16 protein-coding genes and 1 other annotated feature are annotated in these 18,512 nt (G+C 27.7%); of the genes, 11 read left to right on the top strand and 5 right to left on the bottom strand.

Annotated features, from left to right (window positions below; translation table 11 throughout):
- Positions 1-127 precede the first annotated feature (127 nt).
- Positions 128-326 (top strand) — a binding site (T-box leader).
- A gap of 75 nt (positions 327-401) precedes the next feature.
- On the top strand, positions 402-2,093 hold the full coding sequence (gene argS / locus NNC19_RS03560) for an arginine--tRNA ligase (protein ID WP_310937239.1): 1,692 nt from the start codon (positions 402-404) through the stop codon (positions 2,091-2,093).
- An 87-nt stretch (positions 2,094-2,180) separates the two neighbouring features.
- Here argS and NNC19_RS03555 read toward each other — a convergent pair whose 3' ends face one another.
- Positions 2,181-2,909: a ribonuclease H-like domain-containing protein gene (locus NNC19_RS03555; RefSeq protein ID WP_310937238.1), complete on the bottom strand. Its 729-nt coding sequence runs from the start codon at positions 2,907-2,909 to the stop codon at positions 2,181-2,183.
- A gap of 224 nt (positions 2,910-3,133) precedes the next feature.
- Here NNC19_RS03555 and NNC19_RS03550 point away from each other — a divergent pair, with 224 nt between their 5' ends.
- Genes NNC19_RS03550 through NNC19_RS03540 form a run of 3 tightly spaced genes read left to right on the top strand, consistent with a single transcriptional unit; the run spans position 3,134 to position 5,278 of the window.
- A complete protein-coding gene (locus tag NNC19_RS03550; RefSeq protein WP_310937237.1) occupies positions 3,134-3,355 on the top strand; it encodes a FeoA family protein in 222 nt (73 codons plus the stop codon).
- Positions 3,356-3,366: 11 nt separating this feature from the next.
- The gene (gene feoB / locus NNC19_RS03545) at positions 3,367-5,130 is read left to right on the top strand and encodes a ferrous iron transport protein B (RefSeq protein WP_310937236.1); all 1,764 of its coding nucleotides are present in this window, start codon (positions 3,367-3,369) and stop codon (positions 5,128-5,130) included.
- A gap of 16 nt (positions 5,131-5,146) precedes the next feature.
- Positions 5,147-5,278, top strand: a complete 132-nt coding sequence (locus NNC19_RS03540; protein ID WP_310937235.1) for a FeoB-associated Cys-rich membrane protein — start codon at positions 5,147-5,149, stop codon at positions 5,276-5,278.
- Between the two features lie 38 nt (positions 5,279-5,316).
- Here NNC19_RS03540 and NNC19_RS03535 read toward each other — a convergent pair whose 3' ends face one another.
- Positions 5,317-6,183, bottom strand: coding sequence for a ComEC/Rec2 family competence protein (locus tag NNC19_RS03535; RefSeq protein ID WP_310937234.1), 867 nt, complete (start codon positions 6,181-6,183; stop codon positions 5,317-5,319).
- Positions 6,184-6,317: 134 nt separating this feature from the next.
- On the opposite strand from NNC19_RS03535, the gene NNC19_RS03530 reads away from it, so the two are divergent.
- Positions 6,318-7,028 (top strand): lysophospholipid acyltransferase family protein, encoded by a 711-nt coding sequence (locus NNC19_RS03530; RefSeq protein WP_310937233.1) that lies wholly within the window; start codon positions 6,318-6,320, stop codon positions 7,026-7,028.
- 187 nt (positions 7,029-7,215) lie between these two features.
- Positions 7,216-8,961: a phosphoenolpyruvate carboxykinase gene (locus NNC19_RS03525; protein WP_310937232.1), complete on the top strand. Its 1,746-nt coding sequence runs from the start codon at positions 7,216-7,218 to the stop codon at positions 8,959-8,961.
- Between the two features lie 74 nt (positions 8,962-9,035).
- Here the strand turns inward: NNC19_RS03525 and NNC19_RS03520 are convergent, their stop codons facing one another.
- The 3 genes from NNC19_RS03520 to NNC19_RS03510 form a co-directional block, all read right to left on the bottom strand.
- Positions 9,036-9,704 carry a putative ABC transporter permease gene (locus NNC19_RS03520; RefSeq protein ID WP_310937231.1) on the bottom strand — a complete coding sequence of 223 codons (669 nt, stop codon included), beginning with the start codon at positions 9,702-9,704 and terminating at the stop codon, positions 9,036-9,038.
- 151 nt (positions 9,705-9,855) lie between these two features.
- Positions 9,856-10,062 (bottom strand): DUF378 domain-containing protein, encoded by a 207-nt coding sequence (locus tag NNC19_RS03515; RefSeq protein WP_310937230.1) that lies wholly within the window; start codon positions 10,060-10,062, stop codon positions 9,856-9,858.
- A 65-nt stretch (positions 10,063-10,127) separates the two neighbouring features.
- Positions 10,128-10,595, bottom strand: a complete 468-nt coding sequence (locus tag NNC19_RS03510; RefSeq protein ID WP_310937229.1) for an Lrp/AsnC ligand binding domain-containing protein — start codon at positions 10,593-10,595, stop codon at positions 10,128-10,130.
- 290 nt (positions 10,596-10,885) lie between these two features.
- Here NNC19_RS03510 and NNC19_RS03505 point away from each other — a divergent pair, with 290 nt between their 5' ends.
- From NNC19_RS03505 to NNC19_RS03485, 5 genes are all read left to right on the top strand, one after another.
- Positions 10,886-11,206, top strand: coding sequence for a hypothetical protein (locus tag NNC19_RS03505; protein WP_310937228.1), 321 nt, complete (start codon positions 10,886-10,888; stop codon positions 11,204-11,206).
- 362 nt (positions 11,207-11,568) lie between these two features.
- Positions 11,569-14,547 carry a hypothetical protein gene (locus NNC19_RS03500; protein WP_310937227.1) on the top strand — a complete coding sequence of 993 codons (2,979 nt, stop codon included), beginning with the start codon at positions 11,569-11,571 and terminating at the stop codon, positions 14,545-14,547.
- Complete coding sequence (locus NNC19_RS03495) at positions 14,537-16,345, top strand: hypothetical protein (RefSeq protein ID WP_310937226.1); 1,809 nt, start codon at positions 14,537-14,539, stop codon at positions 16,343-16,345. The genes NNC19_RS03500 and NNC19_RS03495 overlap by 11 nt, the downstream gene beginning before the upstream one ends.
- Positions 16,342-17,844: a reverse transcriptase family protein gene (locus NNC19_RS03490; RefSeq protein ID WP_310937225.1), complete on the top strand. Its 1,503-nt coding sequence runs from the start codon at positions 16,342-16,344 to the stop codon at positions 17,842-17,844. The genes NNC19_RS03495 and NNC19_RS03490 overlap by 4 nt, the downstream gene beginning before the upstream one ends.
- 21 nt (positions 17,845-17,865) lie before the next feature.
- Entirely contained in the window at positions 17,866-18,045 is a 180-nt protein-coding gene (locus NNC19_RS03485) for a hypothetical protein (RefSeq protein WP_310937224.1), read from the top strand.
- Positions 18,046-18,512: the final 467 nt, after the last annotated feature.

Below are 18,512 nucleotides of genomic sequence, written 5' to 3'. Positions count from 1 at the left end.
TTAAACGCCTCTTAAAATTAAATAAGCTTAGATAATATTATATTATCATTTAGTATATAATGTTAATAAATTTCTGTATTGACATAAAATCTTCTTTATATGTATAATATACTAAAGAATTTAATAAAGAGATTCTGTGAAAAGGGAAGTAGGATTAATTGATTTGGAAGCGAGTAAGGGATGGTGTAAGCCTTATGAATAGATTGGTTTGAATAGAGCCTTGGAGAAACTACCTAAAAAGTAGTCGCGAGAAATTGCGTTAAGAAATTTAAGTGGCATTTACTGCAATTAGAGTGGTACCGCGGAAGAAATATTCCGTCTCTTATTTTATTAAGAGGCGTTTTTTTATTTTAAGAGCTTATTTTATATTTGAAGTAAGTTTATATATTTAGGAGGATTTTATGGATTATAAAAAGAAAGTTGCTGAATTAATCAGTGCAGAAGTAGAATTAGATGTAGAAGAAATTGAAAAATTAATAGAAATTCCACCAAGACCAGAAATGGGAGATTATGCTTTTCCATGTTTTCAATTTGCAAAAACAATGAGAAAAGCTCCTAACATGATAGCAGAAGAATTAAAGAATAAGTTAAATAGTGAAGGATTTGAAAAAATTGAGAATTTAGGACCGTACATTAATTTCTTTGCTGATAAAAGTGTATTTGCTAAGAATACAATAGAGAAGGTATTGTCAGACGGAGAGAATTATGGTTCTTCAAATGTAGGTGAAGGAAAGACTGTATGTGTTGAATATTCATCACCTAATATTGCAAAGCCATTTCATGTTGGACATTTATTTACTACAGCAATAGGTCATTCTTTATATAAGATGTTTAAAAAAGAAGGATACAATGCAATAGGTATAAATCATCTTGGTGATTGGGGAACTCAATTTGGTAAGCTGATATCTGCTTATCATAGGTGGATAGATGAAGAAGCTTTAGAAGAAGATCCTATAAAAGAACTTTTAAGAATTTATGTAAAATTTCATGATGAAGCTGAAAAAAATCCAGAACTTGAAGATGAAGGAAGAGCATATTTTAAGGCTTTAGAAGATGGAGATAAAGATGCAGAAGCTTTATGGAAGAGATTTAGAGATTTAAGTTTAAAGGAATTTGAAAGAGTTTATAAAATATTAGGTGTAGAATTTGATTCTTATGCTGGAGAAGCATTTTATAATGATAAGATGGATGTAGTTGTAGATACATTAAAAGACAAAGGGCTTTTAGTAGAGAGTAATGGAGCTCAAGTTGTTATGCTTGATGATTATAACATGCCACCATGTATAGTTCTTAAAGGTGATGGAGCTTCAATATATGCAACAAGAGATTTAGCTGCAGCGATGTACAGAAAGAAAACATATGATTTCTATAAGAGCATATATGTTGTAGGAACTCCGCAAGCATTGCATTTTAAACAAGTATTTAAAGTGTTAGAACTTGCAGGAAATGAATGGGCTAAGGATTGTGTTCATGTAGGCTTTGGATTAGTTAAATTTGCGGATAGAAAGCTTTCAACTAGAAAAGGGGAAGTAATATTACTTGATGACCTTTTAAGAGAATCAGTTGAAAAGACTTTAGAAATAATGAATGAAAAAAATCCTGATCTTGCAAACAAAGAAGATGTAGCAAAAAAAATAGGAGTAGGTGCAGTAGTATTTACTTATCTTAAGAATTCAAGAGAGAAAGATATAGTGTTTGATTGGAAAGAAATACTTTCGTTTGAAGGTGAAACAGGACCTTATGTACAGTATGCATATGCAAGAGCGAATAGTATTTTAAGAAGAGCTGGGGAAATAAAAGGTATAGTTGATTATTCTAAACTGAATTCTAAAGAAGAATTTGAATTAGTTAAAACTTTAGAAAAGTTTAATAAATATATTCTTATTTCATTAGATAAATTAGAACCATCAGTATTAACTAGATATGTTATAGATGTAGCGAAAGACTTTAATAAATTCTATACTATTCATTCAGTATTGAACCTTGATGATGAAAGTTTAAAATTAACTAGATTAAATTTAGTAAAAGCAACTTGTCAAGTTATTAAGAATGCACTTGAACTTATAGGTATAGAAGTTGTTGAAGAGATGTAGAAAAGAAATATGGTTAAATAACTAAAAGAAACACCCCCTTAAAATAGTACTTCTATTTTAAGGGGGTGTTCTTACAATGAACAAACTTTAAATTTCATTTGTATCAGAAAGATCAAGCTCTTCATCTGATGATTCTTCTGCTTCTGATATATCTTCATTTGATTCAGAGATATCATCATAAATATATTGCTTCCAGTTGATAAAAATGTGATATAGGTTTACTACATCTTGTTCATTGTATAATAAAATATTCTCTAATTTTTCTTTAGGCATTCTACTAACATAGTCTTTATCCTTCATAACTTTATGAAAAGTTTTAGCTAGATTTGAACCACTCATTACTTCACTTTCTCGTATTATCCCAAAAACTTTTTCTAGATTTTTAAGTCCTATTGAAGTGGATTTATCTCTTTCATACTCTTTTTGAATATCTACAGAGGCAAATTCTGTCTTAAAATCAAAGTCTATACCATATTTTTGGAATAGGTAATTGATAACGCTAAAATCATTATTTCCTGAAAAAGTAACTATGGCTTTTTTTTCTTTTTGCTTCATCTTTATGAAGTATTTTTTAGCTAAATATAGAATATCAATAGATTCCATTCTATTCTCTATCATATATTGAGTCACATGAAGTTCATTTCTTTTTTCATCAAATATACAGGCACCAAATACTCCTATACATTTTGGCTTTTTGTAGACATAATGCTCCAAATCAAAGAAAATTAGATCTTTAGGTGAAAAATTCATTTCATCATGGCAAAGAATATATTTGCCTGAAGATTTAACCTTTAGGGTATTTTCTCTAATTATCATAATACCACAACTTTCTTCAATAAATTTAAGTCACATCTAGGTAACATAAGTATTTAAATAGTGTATTTATTTTAATTATAGTTTAAGTTTCATTTTATTATACCATTAATACTACAAATAGGAATAGTATGAAAGTTTAAATACAATTATACTAAAAGTTGACTTAAGTGAAAGAAGATGATATTATAAGTGTATGATAATGATTTTCAATACGAGGTGATAACATGTGTCTATGTGATTTAAAAATAGGCGAATTTGGAGTAGTAAAAATGGTAAGTGGAGATGAAAAGTTAGCTAAGAGACTTTCAGCTCTTGGATGTATAGAAGGGACAGAGGTATTGTTAAAAAGAAAAGCTCCTTTAGGAGATCCTATGATAATTAATCTTAGAGGATTTGATTTAGCTATTAGAAAGAAAGATGCTAAAAATATATTTATTCATAACTAAAGGGGGCCCTAATGACAACAATAGCATTACTTGGAAATCCAAATGTAGGGAAAACTACATTATTTAATAAACTTACAGGTTCAAAACAATATGTTGGTAACTGGCCTGGTGTAACAGTAGATAAAAAAGAAGGATACTATGAAGATATAAAAGTAGTTGATCTTCCTGGAATCTATGCTATGGACACTTTTTCTAATGAAGAGAAAGTAGCTAAAAATTTCTTGAAACAGGATGAGGTTGATTTAATATTAAATATTGTTGATGCAACTAATCTTGATAGAAATTTATATTTAACTACACAACTAAAGGAATTTAATAAACCTATAATTCTAGCTGTTAATATGGTTGATATAGCTGAAAACAGAGGGATTATAATTGATTATGAAAAGTTAGGTGAATTATTAAATGTAAAAGTTATACCAATATCAGCAGCAAAGGACATAGGAATTGATAAATTAATAGATTGTTTAAAAGAAAAGAATGATAATAATATAAATGATAGAGAGAAATTTAGTTTTGAAAGTGAGAAAGATGCATATAATTTTATTGAAGAAGTACTATTAGAGTGTAAAGTTAAAGAAGATAAAAATAAAATATCTCTTTCAGATAAGGTTGATAAAATTTTATTAAATCCATGGCTTGCATATCCTATATTTATACTTATGATGATCTTAACTTTTGAGATAACTTTTTCATGGATAGGACAACCTTTATCAGATTTATTAGATGGATTGCTAAATGATTCATTTATGCCATGGGTAAGGGAGTTGCTTGTTAATTCATCAGATTGGTTTAAATCATTGATTGTAGATGGAATTATATCTGGTGTTGGAGGAATATTGGTATTGCTTCCAGTAATTTTAGCATTATTTATATGTATAACTATTTTAGAAGATAGCGGATATATGGCGAGAGTTGCATTCTTAATGGATAAATTCATGAGAAAGATAGGATTATCAGGTAAAGCTTTCATACCAATGATAGTAGGATTTGGTTGTTCTGTTCCTGCAATTATGACTGCAAGAACTCTTGAAAGTGAAAAAGATAGAAAACTTACTGCGTTGCTTGTTCCTCTTATGTCTTGTAATGCTAGACTTCCAGTTTATACAGTCTTTGCAGCAGCTTTCTTTTCAGAATACCAAGGGCTTGTAGTAGCATCTCTATACATATTAGGAATATTAATTGCATTTTTTATAGGGATACTATTTAAAAATACATTATTTAAAAAAGATGAAGAGCCATTTATTATAGAACTTCCTGAATACAAAATGCCTGAATTTAAATCAGTAATTAAGCAAACTCTTGATAAAGCAAAGGGATTTATCAAGAAGGCAGGAACAATAATATTTGCAATGAGTGTAGTAATTTGGGTGCTATCTAACTTTAATTTTTCAGGAATGACTGAAAATATTGATGAAAGTATATTAGCAAATATAGGTTCAGTACTTGCACCAGTACTTGCACCTTTGGGTTTTGGTAATTGGCAATCAGCGGTTTCTCTGCTTTCAGGAATCCTAGCAAAAGAAACGGTTTTAGCTTCTATGGAAGTAATATTTGCTGGTGATTTAGGAGTAACTTTATCAGCTCATTTTACAGCTTTATCAGCATATGCATTCCTGGTATTTATATTGCTTTATACACCTTGTGTATCAGTAATAGGTACTATGAAAAAAGAATATGGTACCAAGTTAACTTTATTCTCTGTATTTTATCAATTAGTATTAGCTTGGGTAGTATCATTTTTAGTGTTTAGAATAGGTAGTTTAATTATCTAAAAAAGAAGGTGACTTTATGGAGATTTTAATTACAGGTGTAATTATAGTAGCAGCAATCTTTATTATATCAAAAAATATAAAAAGTTCTTCAAAAGGAAAATGTAATTGTAGTGATTGCTCAAAAAAATGTTCTTCAAGAAAAGTATAAAATTATGATAGGAAGGAGTTGCAATTTAAGCAACTCCTTTAATTTACTTGAAATATATTTTTTCCGTCTGATGAAAGTATTATATCTCCATCAATATCTGTCCTTAAGATTTTAATTTTTTTAGAATTCAATAGATTTAAGACTTCTTTATGGGGGTGACCATAGGAGTTATCCTCTCCTACACTTATAACACCTATTGACGGATTAACAGCATTAAGAAACTCTTCAGACGTAGAAGTTGAGGACCCATGATGGCCAAGTTTTAAAATGTCTGCTTTTATATCTATATTGGATGATAATATTTCTTTTTCTACATCCTTCTCTGCATCTCCTGTAAATAGAAATTTATTTTTGCCAAATCTAATTAGTATTACAGGTGAGTAATTGTTTAGATTTTCAGTATTACCACTCATATATTTATCTTTATTAGGAGAAAATATAGAAACTGAAGTGTTTTCGCCTAAATCTATTGAAGATGATCCAGCTTTTAATATATTAATTTTTAAATTTTTACTTTTTAATGCATCAATCATAGATTCAAAGCTTTTGGTAGTACTGATAACTTTAGGTGAATAAAAGGTTTTTATATCATATTTTTTTATTATTTCACTCATATTCCCAATATGGTCTTCATGAGGGTGAGTTGCTAATAAAAAGTCTATTTTTTTTATATTTAAATTATCAAGATAATTAATTATATTTTTTTTAGAATCCTTTGGCCCAGAATCGATTAATAAATTTTTGTTGTTAACTTGAATTAAAATAGAATCTCCTTGACCTACATTAATAAAATGAACATTAATATTTTGTGATAAGTTTTCTAAATTAATTTTATCATGCTCGCAACATATAGCAGTCATTGGAATAAATAATATATAGATTAGTATAAATATTTTCTTTTTCATTTTAATCTCCTTAAACATTAATATACTAGCCATAAGTTTTGCAAATATACAATGTAAGAAAAAATAGTTTTAGTTGCATATATTGTGTTGTAATAATATAATAGGTTTGACTTTATTAGAAAGGTGGATAAAAATTGTACTTAAGAATAATTTTATATGTGATGTACATGATTTGGATGAGAATTAGAGGTGTAAAGAGGTATTTTATTGAAAAATTTAAAGGGGATAAGGAAGCATGGAAGTATGGGCAAAAGGTCTTTTCAGGCTTTAGCGATTTCACTATAAAGATGCTGAAAATTGATATAGAGGTTATAGGAAAAGAAAATATACCAGAGGGTACTTGTGTATTCATGGGAAATCATCAAAGTATATTAGATATACCTGTGATAAGGCATACAATAGGTAGAACAGTAGATTTCGTTGCAAAAGAAGAATTATTAAAGGTACCTGTTATAGGATATTGGATTGCTAATTTAAAGGGTGTTACATTGGATAGAAGTAATGCTAGAGAAGGGTTGAAAGCTATGAATATAGCAATTGATAGGATAAAAGATGGATACAACTTTGCAATATTTCCAGAAGGGACTAGAAGTAAAGATGGAAAAATAAAGGAATTTAAAAAGGGAAGCATAAAAATTGCTACTAAATCAAAAGCCAAGATTGTACCATTTGCCATTAATGGAACATCTGCATGCTTTGAAGATAATAAAAAATTCAAACAAGGAAAAGTAAAAATAATATTTGGAAAACCTATTGATACTGAAAATTTATCAAAAGAGGAAGAAAGGATGCTTATTGATAAATTATATCAAGAAATTTGTACTAAATATGAAGAGATTTCATAAAATGAAATCCTTCATATTTAAGAAACAACTTTCAGTGATAAGGTTTACATGTGGAAAAAGATTAAAAAAACCCTTGAAAATGAAGAGGTGAAGGTTTGAAAGTTGCAAAACCTATGCTATAATGTGTATATTGTTATTAAGCAAATGTAATTATTTAAAAGGAAAAATCATAAGGGGGCAAAATTAAATGAGAAAAGAATTCTCGATTAGTAATGATAAAATCATTATTAATTTTACAGCAAAGTATTGTAAGACTTTTGAAAGTTTGTTAGAAAGTGAAGGATTTAGAAGGGTTTTAGATGTATACCTAAAACAAGCTCAGAAAAAAAAGAATCTTTCTTATACTTATTTAAGTAATGTAATGCAAGAAGATGATATTGAAAGTATTAGAAAAAACCTAGCAAAAGTTTTTAAATGTTTAACTGTTATGAGTGCAAGAGAAATTGTAGAGACAAATCCTAAATTTGAAAAATTATTATCAGATAAAGAGAGTTTTATTCGTGTAGTTGAAGATTTTTATTTATTTTGGAGAAGACTTGAAAGATATACACTAATTCATAGTGGAAGAGTTGCGCAAGGATTAGCTGCAATGAGCTTTACAGAAGCGAATGATAGATTTTCCAATTTGATATTATCATTATATAGGAAAATTGAAAAAAATGTTTTAGGAGTAGTGCCTAAAGTGTTTAGAGAACTTCCAGCAGGTGGAAATGCGTCTATTATGATTAATAAACTTGTATGGCCAATTCCAAAAAACTATGAAGTATTGGAGGATATTCCTTTTGTAGATTCAATATTATTAGAAGCACCTTTTATAACTTATCCAAAAAGAAATACAAGGGATGGAATGTTTACAGAAGTTTTTGAAAATCCTTTAAAGGATGCTAATATAAATAAAGATCATTGGTTCTGCTATCCTGCAAAAGTTGGAGAATTATTAGCATATATATATTTCCATAGAGATTTTATGGAACATGGAATTACTTTATGTAATTTATTTGAAATGGCAAGAAAAGAAGAATGTAGAGGAAGGAAGCCAGATATTGTCTATGTGTATGGGGCTACAGATGGACAAGAATTAAAAACAGTCTTCTATGATGATAATGAAAATAATATTATGTTAGGATATGTAAATCATTCAGATAAAATTGATTACTTTGGATACATTAAAAAGATGACATTAACTCTTCATAATCTTATAATGATTAAAAGAGGATGCTTGCCAATACATGGAGCTATGGTTAATTTAACACTAAAGAGTGGGAAGACAGCAAATGTTGTTATCATGGGTGATAGTGGTGCTGGTAAATCGGAAAGTTTAGAAGCATTTAGATCATTGAGTGAAGACTATATTTCAGACATGAGTATAATATTTGATGATATGGGAACATTTAAGCTTGAAGATGGAAAGATAGTTGGATATGGTACTGAAATTGGTGCTTTTGTAAGGCTTGATGATTTAGATCAAGGTTATGCATTTAAGGAAATTGATAGAAGTATTTTTATGAATCCAGATAAAATAAATGCAAGACTTGTAACTCCAGTTGCTCCATATAATGTAATAACTAAAGGATATCCAGTAGATTTGTTTTATTATGCAAATAACTATACTAAAGTTGATGAAAATGGAAAGTCTCTTGAGTATTTTAATGCACCAGTAGATGCTATTAAAGTATTTAGGGCTGGAGCTAGAATGGCAAAAGGAACAACTACAGAAAAAGGATTAGTAGAATCTTTTTTTGCAAATCCATTTGGACCTGCTCAGAAAGAAAAAGAAACAGATGCATTAATTGATAAATATTTTGATGCAATGTTTAAAGAAGCTGAGGTAAAAGTTGGACAAATAAAGACTTGTCTTGGGGTATCTGGACAAGAAAAAACAGGGCCTAGAGATGCAGCCTTAGAATTATTTGAAGAGATAAAGAAATTATAATAGATTAAGTATAAAAAAATTATAATGAATTCCTTGTTTATAAATAAAAAGTGTGGATTACAAATCCACACTTTTTAATAACGTTTATTTTTCCATTTAAAAAGTTTTTCTTTAATTTCGTTGATTCTTGTTTCAAAATTTGAATTTTGAATAAATGAATAATATTTATTTCCTAACAAACCATTTGGTTGAAATATAAAAACTATTTTTCTGAAATTTATCAATGATTTAAGTGTTGAATAGAAATCAGCAATCACAAATAGAATTAATGTAAAAAATAATGCTGGTTTTAAAATGTCAGGAATTAAATTTATAATATTAACTACAATAGGGTGAATCACCTTAACTATTCCTATTGTAACAGCTCCCCACATTAGTGAAAAATGTAAACAAATTCTCCCATGAAGATTAAAAGGGTCTTCTGTATAATCCCAATATTTTGTTTTAAATAACTTTTCTAATAGAAAACCTGTAAGATATTCTATTAATGATGTGAAAAATGTTGCAAATAACAGTAAAAGAAATATATTACTGTATTTAAATTCGTTAAGTAATAATATTACAGATAATATGCAGGCTCCATATATTGGACAAAGAGGTCCATGTAAAAAGCCTCTATTAACAAATTTCTTTTGATTCTTAAATGCATATCCTACTTCAGCACACCAGCCTAGAAAAGAGTAAACAATATAATAAAAAAATAAATTATAAATACCGTAATCTGAAAAATGAATTAATTGCATAGTAACCTCCTTTTTAATTATTAAGTATATTATACAATAGTTTTAATAATATTTAATTAAAGAAAAGCTTAAAAAAAACTTAATTTTATATATGGGTTTTAGTTTTGAATAAAAAAATAGCCAATCTTATAAAGAATGGCTATGATTAGCTTCAATGTGCGCTTCTAAATTCTTTCTTTGAGAAAAATGAAATACAATATAAACCTGCAATACCAACAAGCCCATAAATTAACCTGCTAAGCATTGTCATTTCTCCAAATAGTATGGCTACCAAGTCAAATTTAAAAAATCCGACAAGTGCCCAATTTATAGCGCCAATCAAAACTAAAATAAAAGCAATTTTGCTTAAAAGTTTCATAAAAAACACGCTCCTTTATATGTACAATATTTAGTATATCCGGAATATGTTTTTTTATGCAAATATTATAATGTAATATTTCTATCAATTGGCTGTGACAAAGATACAAAAGTATATGTTCTTTGTATTCCTGAGATATTATTGATTTTTTCTAGCAATACATTTTGTAAATCATGAATATTCTTTGAAATAACTTTTGCAAACATGGAATAATCACCTGTTGTTAAATGAAGTTCTACAACTTCATCAATTTTTTGCATTTCTTCTATTACAGTATTGAATGATGATGCCTTGTCCACATAAATTCCAACAAAGCAACAAACATCATAACCAAGTTTTCCAAGGTCAAGAAGAATTCTTGAACCTTTAATAATACCTAAATCTTCCATTTTTTTCATACGAACATGTATAGTTCCACCACTCACATGACATATTCTAGCTATTTCCAAATATGGAGTTCTACAATCTTTAATAAGTAAATCTAAAATTTGAAGATCTAACTCGTCCAATTGAAGCGTTACATTTTCAGTCATATTATCACCTCTTTAATGAATCATTAATATTATTCTATCAAATATTATAAGAATTTTAAAGAAAAAAATGAATAATTATAAAAAAAACAAAAATATTATTGCTATATCGTTAAGAAACAATGAAATTAGTTTTTAAAATTGTAAAATAATTCCTGGAATTAACTTAATATAGATATTAAAAGCTGCAAGTATTTAGAAATAATATTATTATAAATAAAGGATAAATACTTGAAAAACTACAATTTATAATCTAATATTATAAGTAGAGTTAGTTAATAGGAGGGTATAGTATGAATACACTAGTAAGTATAATATTTCTTGTAATTATGTTTGTAATAGTGATGGGAATAATTGCTTTGCTTAAAAAATTTGTTTTTCCAAAAATAAGAATAAATAAATATATACCATTGGTTATAGCTATTGTGGGGCTTATTGTTCAATGGTATGGAAAGTTTACAAATATTTATATAAATGTTGGTATAATGATACTTGTAGTTACATTTTTTTCATGGTATTTAGATATTCAACAAACAGGTGGACCTAAGAAGTCTGGTAAAAAAGTGGTGATTAAACCAAAAGCTAAGCCTAATAGAATTAAAAATATTAAGTAAATTAAAGTTTTATATAAAATAACTTTAGAAAATATGTGAAAAATAAAGCAAAAAATCTTCAAAAATAATTTTTGAGGATTTTTTGCTTTTTGTTTTAATTTTAAAAACGTTTATCTAGTATATTTTAGCGTAAAATATCAAGGAAAATTATTATTTTTTACATAAATATATTTTTAAATTCGAAAAAGACTTGAAAGATTAAAAAAATGACTTTAAAAAAAAGCAATATAACCGATTATTGTCGAAAATGTTATTGGAAACTTTAGCTTTTGATGATAGAATTATTTTATATTATTAGAAAAGATATAGGTAATTTTGATTAAGTAACTTTTAAAATAAAAAAATTAAGGTGGTTTACTATTATGTCAAAGTTTTTAAAATCAATTTTTTCGGCACTAACAAGTGGTGGAGAAGAGAAGTTAAATAAAAATGAATTAAAAAAGGATACCCTAATTGAGAAATCAAAAGAAAGGAAGCGAATATGGAAAAAAGAATATAATCCATTTAGAAATGTTATTTTATGGGGGTATGATGAGAATAATAATCCTAGCTTTTTAATACTTTATGGAGAACATCAATATAAAAGTAGTGAAAGTAATGAGATGTCTATTTGTAATGTTTTAGAAGATGATGTTAAATATACAAGCTATGCTGTATTTAAAGGAAAAAAAGATCATTTACCAGCATTTCAAGCTGTTAGAATTGTAGAAGATTATTACTATTATAATAGAAATAAAGAATTGCCTAAAATGTATTATAAAACAGGAATAATAAATTATTGGTCTAAAAATGAGGAGTATATAGTTAAAAGTTTCAAAAATTTGAATGAAGAAGAGCAAGTTATATTGCCATATTTTGAATCAAACTCTTATGAGGACTACATAAGGATACTAGAAGAAAACAATATTAGCTTTGCTGATTTTACAATAGCAAAACATCCTAATGAAATTTTAAAATTGGATGAAGAATCTAGTGAATATTATCAAATTCTTTATAGTATCTTTTGTGATTCAAATCTTTATACTAGAAAGAAATCATTAAATGAATTAATAGGAATGAATCCTTCAAAAAATATATATGAATTAATTTTAAAAGTAGGGAGTACTGAACTTGTAAGTGGATTATTTTTACAATTAGCTAAAAGAAATAATGATATATTAGTTGAAGAAGCAAAGGTAATATTAGAAAATGAAATTAATTGGGCAGAAGAAAGCTATGCAAATGGTGTGAAGAGATGTGCTGGAATTTATATTTCAACTTTTAATGAAGAATTAAAAGCTGAGAGAAAAATATTAATAAAAGATTCTTTATCAGATATAGATTTACATATTCTAAATATAAATAACAAGGAAATTCCTGAAGGAAAGATATTAGAAGGTGCTGCTTATAGAAAATATGCTTTGCAAGGTTTACTTAGTGAAAATATTGGAAGATATGATTATTCCCAAGGCAAATGGATAACGGTAAGAAGAAAGCAACGTTATAAGATAAGTGCATATAGTGATGGGGTTGTATTAAATAGTATTGCATTAAAAAATGTAATCCAAGAAGCAGAAATATATGGATTAGCAGATGTTGTTGGAAAAATTGCCTACTATTTAGATGCACCAAGATTAAATTACTATTTTAGAGGAAATTCAAAAACTAAAGAATTAAGGTACTATAAAAGGTATATAAAAAGAATAATCAATTCTTATGCAGAAAATGATCCAGATAAATACATAGAGGCTATGAAAACCCTTTTAACAAGTTATACCAAGTATGATTATGTATGTAAATTTCCTGGTAACTTTCAATTTAATGAGTTATTAAAATATTATTTATATTATGATTTTAAAGAAAAACCTCCAACAAGTTGGGAAAGTTGGTATGAAAGACAAAATTGGATGGCTAACGATCAATTGATGAAGCTTAGTGGAAGATATGAATTTAAGAAAGAAATTTGGGACAATCATCTAAAAGATGTATTAGAGATTGCAACTATGGCTAAAATTAATCCAGTATTAAAAGGGTGTTATTATATTTTAAAGGAATCTGAGAAGACTAAGGAGTTAGTAGAATCTATGTCTATTAAAGAATTAGTTTCCTTAACAGAAGGTTCATATGAGCCACTTGTGGATATGTTTAAAGAAGAACTTTATAAAAAGTTGCATTCCATAACTGTTTTTGATTCAGTAATAATGATTTCATTAATGGCTAGTTCAATAGAAGAAAATCATGAGATAGCTAGAAGATTTTTTGAGAAAACAGAGGGAGCATTTTCATCTGATGATATAGTGAATCTAATATGTTTAAATAATATTGATATATGGATAAATATCTTTAAAGAAAGCATATTTACATTAGAAAATAATGATTATTGTAACTTTGTAAAGACTATCATTAAGAGTAGTGAAAAATTCAGAGATTTAAATATTAGTTTATCTAAAGAAATTAAAGATATATTATCTTTATCTACTGGTAAAATTGAAGAAATTTCAGAAGTTGAAAAAGCAGATTTTATATTAAGTATGATTTCCGAAATGTTTAATGTTGGAAGAATAGAGGTTTGGATAGAAGAGTTGATTGAAGAAATTATTTTTTCTATCTCATATGAAGAATTAGAAAATGTACTTAATTCAATTAAAATTGAATCAAAGGGTAGTAGAGTTTCTCAAAGAAGTAGACAAGTAATTTCTATATTAGAATCAATCCAAAATAAGAATTTGCCATCTGATTCTGAAATTATAAGCATATTAGAAACAGGATCTTCAAAGATGATTAATATGTTAGCTGATGCATTTATGGTAAATACAGAGGAATTAAGTAATAGAAATTCTACTTTATTGATTATGCTAGAATCAGATATAACTTTACTTAATAAAAGAGCAGAGGAAATATTTGAGAACATGGAAGAGGATAAGAGAAAAGAATTACATGGTATTATTATTGATTCACCTGTAAATAAAGTATATTCTTTTGGTCTTAAAAAGTTAGATGAATTATATAGTGATTTAATTCCGGCAGACTTTGTAATTCAAATGCTTGAACACACATCTAGTGAAGTTAAATCTTATATTTCAAATAAGACAGATGAAATACTTAATAATTTAGGAAATGGAGATAAAGAGCTTTTTATGTATTATTTAAAGACCATAATATTTCTTCCTAATAAAATATCCAGAAGCAAAGATAACCTATATAAAGTTATCCCAAGATTTTTGTGTGAATATAAAGATAAATTAGAGGAAGTACAAAATATATTACTAGATATTGGAGGTTCAAATATAATTGTGGATTCAGAAAGAGCACTTACCACTTTAGCAAAAATCAGAAAGGAGGTTGTTTTAATTGAAGGTTAATTATAAATATGCAAGCCCATCTATGTGTATGAATGAAGGTAATGATAAGGTACTTGGACTTAGCCCGGATCTTTCTAGAGATGAAAAAGTATCTTTTTTAGGAAAGTTAAAAAATCCTCTTCTTTTTAGAGATGCAATGCTTATGCTTCGTGAAATTGTTATTTCAGATTCTAGTGTAAAGAAAAAAGAAAGAGTTGAGTTTTTTGAATGGCTTGATACTGAGATAGAAAGACGAGTTCTAGAGCATAAAGAGTATTTACCAGAAATTAGAGAAAGTTTAAATAAAGATATCAATGAAGTTTTAAATAAATTAGATGATAAAAATTCTGAAATATACAAGCTTATTGATGTAAAAAATAAGATGAAAAAAGAAATTGATAGTCATGATGCATGGAAGGATTATTATAAACTTGAAAGAGATTTTTGGAAATTTATAAGAGAAAGGGATTTAGATCTTTGGTTTGTACTTGATCCAGTAATAACTGTACATAAAGATCAAGTTTCCTTTGAAGCCTTTTCATTAGATGAATCTACTTATGGATGTTTATCAATTGATATGAATGAATTTGAACTTCTTCAAGAGCCATCTCTTGGGACAACAAATATAGACTTTTCAGCAAAGTTAGCTAAAGAAATTCAAAGATTTCGAACATATAATGATGTTAAATTATCTGTAAATCCAGGAGGATTCACTGTAGATACAGGTATAATTCCAGAGTATGTTGAAAAGAAAATAGATTTGCCTGAAACTTGGATTAAGGGTTTTAATCAAGTTTCTTCAGCAGCGAGTTTAGGGGGAATTGACCTTGAACTGGCTCCTATAGATATTTATGATATATGTTCATTTTTAAGAAGGCATAAAGAACAAAAAGGGCCTAGATATATGAAGTGGATATTAGATCCAGGAAATGCTATAAGAATAGTATTTGAGCCATTTGGAACTGAACTTACTTTAAAAGCAATTTATAATGGTGAAAAGTATAGAGAAGAAAAGATATGGGGAAGGAGGAGATGGCTTGTAATAGAAAAAATACTTCCACTGGCAAAATCCTTTAAAATAAGATTGCTTGGATTTGGTATGCCACAGTTTATTATTGCTGATCTTGGAGGTATGAAGATGACTATAGGGTTCTCATCATGGTCTTCTAATGACTGGGTTAAAGGAACTGCCTTTAATATCATAGGTGGATTTATAGGTGATGGAAACTATAATAAAGTTTATGAATTAATGAAAGAAGAACGTTGTTTATCTTTGGATAAGATTTATGAAAATATAAAAGAAGATTCCAAAACTGTAAATAAAGCAGGAGTAGGTATGCTTTTAAGACGTGGTGAGGGATATTTTGATGCAATAAATGATACTGTAAGATTTAGAAGGCTTCTAAGTACTGAAATTCCAAAGGAATTATATGAAACAACAGAAATGGAATATAAAGTTCAAGAACTTATGAAAGAGAGCATGGATAATTTTTCAGTTAAATTTACAGAGAATAATGAGTTCGTCTTTAATCACTCATTTAAAATACCTAATCCTAAATATAAGAATTGGAACTTTAAAGGCACAGAAGATTATAGTAGAGAGCATGATTTAACAAAAACAGAAATTGTAATAGATGAAGATGGGCAAATTTCTAGGGTAAAATGTAAATGTAAAGAATTCAATAAAGGACCTAGAAATATTTCAGCACCTTGTGCACATATTCTTACTTTATATTTGATTTCTTCAAAGTTTACAAAGTTAAAGTTAGAAGTGGATAGAGAATATAAAATAAATGATATTATGGAGACAATATTATGATGGAGAATAGAGAAAATTCAACAAATAATAGACAAGATTATAGGTCACAAGTAAATGAAATAGGAAAAAAAGAATTTACTTTGATTAAAATGCAGGAATATGGATTTTGGCCAAAGAATCTACCAACACCTTATGAAAGACAAGCTAATGAAACCAAAGAGGATTATGCACATAGAAAAGAATTGATAAAGGAATATGAAAAAATAGGTGAACAGATTACTAACTTATATAAAGAAAAAGATAAGATAAATGAAAAACTTATTGACCTTAAGAAGAAATATAATCAAACTTGGGATTATGAAAAAATAAGACAAGATGTAGCTAAAACTATTATGGAAGAGTCAATTGCAAGACGTAAAGAGAGAAAAGAGAAAAATGCTCTTGAAAGAATAGAAAAATCTGAAGCGTGGAAAAAAGAGAAGGCTGAGAAAATTTTATTTATTGGGAAGGGTTATTCTAGTTTATTACATGACAAAGAAAATGATGAAGGAAAGTTAAGATTACAGGATTTGCCTATTGTGAAAGATGATAAGGATTTAGCTGAGTTTCTTGGGATTGAATATAAGAAACTAAGATTTCTTGTTTATCATAGGGATGTAGTTACTATAGATCATTATCATAGATATACTATACCAAAGAAAAAGGGTGGAGAGCGTAACATAGCAGCACCAAAAACAATGCTAAAAAATGCTCAAAAGACTATTTTAGAAGAAATTTTGACAAAGATTTCTGTATCAGATTATACACATGGATTTTTAAAAGGAAAATCAGTTATTTCAGGTGCAAAAGCTCATATGTCAGATAAAGCATATGGAGAAAATACAGCATTATTAATAAATATGGACCTTCAAGATTTCTTTCCAAGCATAACCTTTGAAAGGGTTAGAGGAATGTTTAAATCTTTTGGATATTCAGGTTATATTGCATCTTTATTATCAATGATATGTACATATTGTGAACGTATGCCAATAGAAGTTAGGGATGAAGTGAAGTATGTTAAAACTTCAGATAGAATTTTACCACAAGGTTCACCTGCAAGTCCTATGATTACAAATATTATTTGTATGAAACTTGATAAAAGATTAAGTGGACTTGCTACAAAATATAATTGTGTTTATACAAGATATGCAGATGACATGAGTTTTAGTTTTGCTGAGGAAAACTATGATTTGAATATTGGAAAGTTTATGGGATTAATTTCTAGGATAGCATGTGATGAGGGACTTACAATCAATAGAAAGAAGACACGCTTTCTTAGAAAACATAACCGTCAAGCTGTTACTGGTATTGTTATAAATAATGATGAGGTTGGAATTCCAAAAAAGTGGATTAAAACTTTAAGAGCTATAATTTATAATGCTAATAAGCTTAAGTCAGAAGGAAAAGAAGTACCAGCAAGTACTTTAAGTAAAATAAGTGGAATGATATCATGGGTTAAGAGTGTTAATGCTAAAAGATATGCCAAAATAATTGAAGCAGGAAATAATTTATTAGGATAATAAAAAAATGGATAAGAGATAATGATAGATAATACTGAGATTAAAGTAAATGAATCAGGTTTTAATGAATTTGGTATTCAATCATATAATGGACTTTATGGAACTACAGACAAGAAGATGATTATATTATTTCTGATATTTCTTATAAGAAACTCGAAAAACTATGTAAAAAATATTGATAAAATAATAATTTATTGTTGAAATTTGTTTGTTTATTTGTTATAATGAAAACAAGTTGAATTATAAATAGATTCCTTGGCCTTTATACTGTGGTGTTGCGCCATAGTGGAGAATTGTCAGGTCCACATCATCAAGTTGTGCGCAATTCGCTGCGCTATCACTACTGTGCACATTAAAAACCGAGCCTTCGGTTATGTGACAGTAGTGATGCTACGCTGAAGTGTCACAACTAAATTGAAGAATTGTTAGCAAGGAATCTATCATAACTATATTAAGGTCGTCTCTTATTTTTATATGAGATGATCTTTTTTGTTATAAAATATGTATATTCTGAAGAATATATGGAAATATTCTTATATTCTTCACCATATATATGGTAGTATTCTTCACCATATATATGGTAGTATTCTTATATTCTCGTATAATGTAGTTAAGATAAAAGAGAGAGAAATACAATTATCTTATACATATGTTATACGAAATTTCTT

The organism is Clostridium sp. SHJSY1, assembly GCF_031626875.1.
Taxonomy (GTDB): domain Bacteria; phylum Bacillota; class Clostridia; order Clostridiales; family Clostridiaceae; genus Clostridium.
This window is presented reverse-complemented; position numbering and strand designations above follow the sequence as displayed.

What these genes read in the sequence shown, in the direction of transcription:
- feoB (WP_310937236.1), top strand. Translation starts at nt 3,367, where the DNA reads ATGACAACAATAGCATTACTTGGAAATCCAAATGTAGGGAAAACTACA.
- NNC19_RS03505 (WP_310937228.1), top strand. Translation starts at nt 10,886, where the DNA reads ATGAATACACTAGTAAGTATAATATTTCTTGTAATTATGTTTGTAATA.
- NNC19_RS03525 (WP_310937232.1), top strand. Translation starts at nt 7,216, where the DNA reads ATGAGAAAAGAATTCTCGATTAGTAATGATAAAATCATTATTAATTTT.
- NNC19_RS03515 (WP_310937230.1), bottom strand. Translation starts at nt 10,062, where the DNA reads ATGAAACTTTTAAGCAAAATTGCTTTTATTTTAGTTTTGATTGGCGCT.
- NNC19_RS03535 (WP_310937234.1), bottom strand. Translation starts at nt 6,183, where the DNA reads ATGAAAAAGAAAATATTTATACTAATCTATATATTATTTATTCCAATG.
- NNC19_RS03540 (WP_310937235.1), top strand. Translation starts at nt 5,147, where the DNA reads ATGGAGATTTTAATTACAGGTGTAATTATAGTAGCAGCAATCTTTATT.
- NNC19_RS03550 (WP_310937237.1), top strand. Translation starts at nt 3,134, where the DNA reads ATGTGTCTATGTGATTTAAAAATAGGCGAATTTGGAGTAGTAAAAATG.
- NNC19_RS03485 (WP_310937224.1), top strand. Translation starts at nt 17,866, where the DNA reads ATGATAGATAATACTGAGATTAAAGTAAATGAATCAGGTTTTAATGAA.
- NNC19_RS03500 (WP_310937227.1), top strand. Translation starts at nt 11,569, where the DNA reads ATGTCAAAGTTTTTAAAATCAATTTTTTCGGCACTAACAAGTGGTGGA.
- NNC19_RS03555 (WP_310937238.1), bottom strand. Translation starts at nt 2,909, where the DNA reads ATGATAATTAGAGAAAATACCCTAAAGGTTAAATCTTCAGGCAAATAT.
- NNC19_RS03520 (WP_310937231.1), bottom strand. Translation starts at nt 9,704, where the DNA reads ATGCAATTAATTCATTTTTCAGATTACGGTATTTATAATTTATTTTTT.
- argS (WP_310937239.1), top strand. Translation starts at nt 402, where the DNA reads ATGGATTATAAAAAGAAAGTTGCTGAATTAATCAGTGCAGAAGTAGAA.
- NNC19_RS03510 (WP_310937229.1), bottom strand. Translation starts at nt 10,595, where the DNA reads ATGACTGAAAATGTAACGCTTCAATTGGACGAGTTAGATCTTCAAATT.
- NNC19_RS03490 (WP_310937225.1), top strand. Translation starts at nt 16,342, where the DNA reads ATGATGGAGAATAGAGAAAATTCAACAAATAATAGACAAGATTATAGG.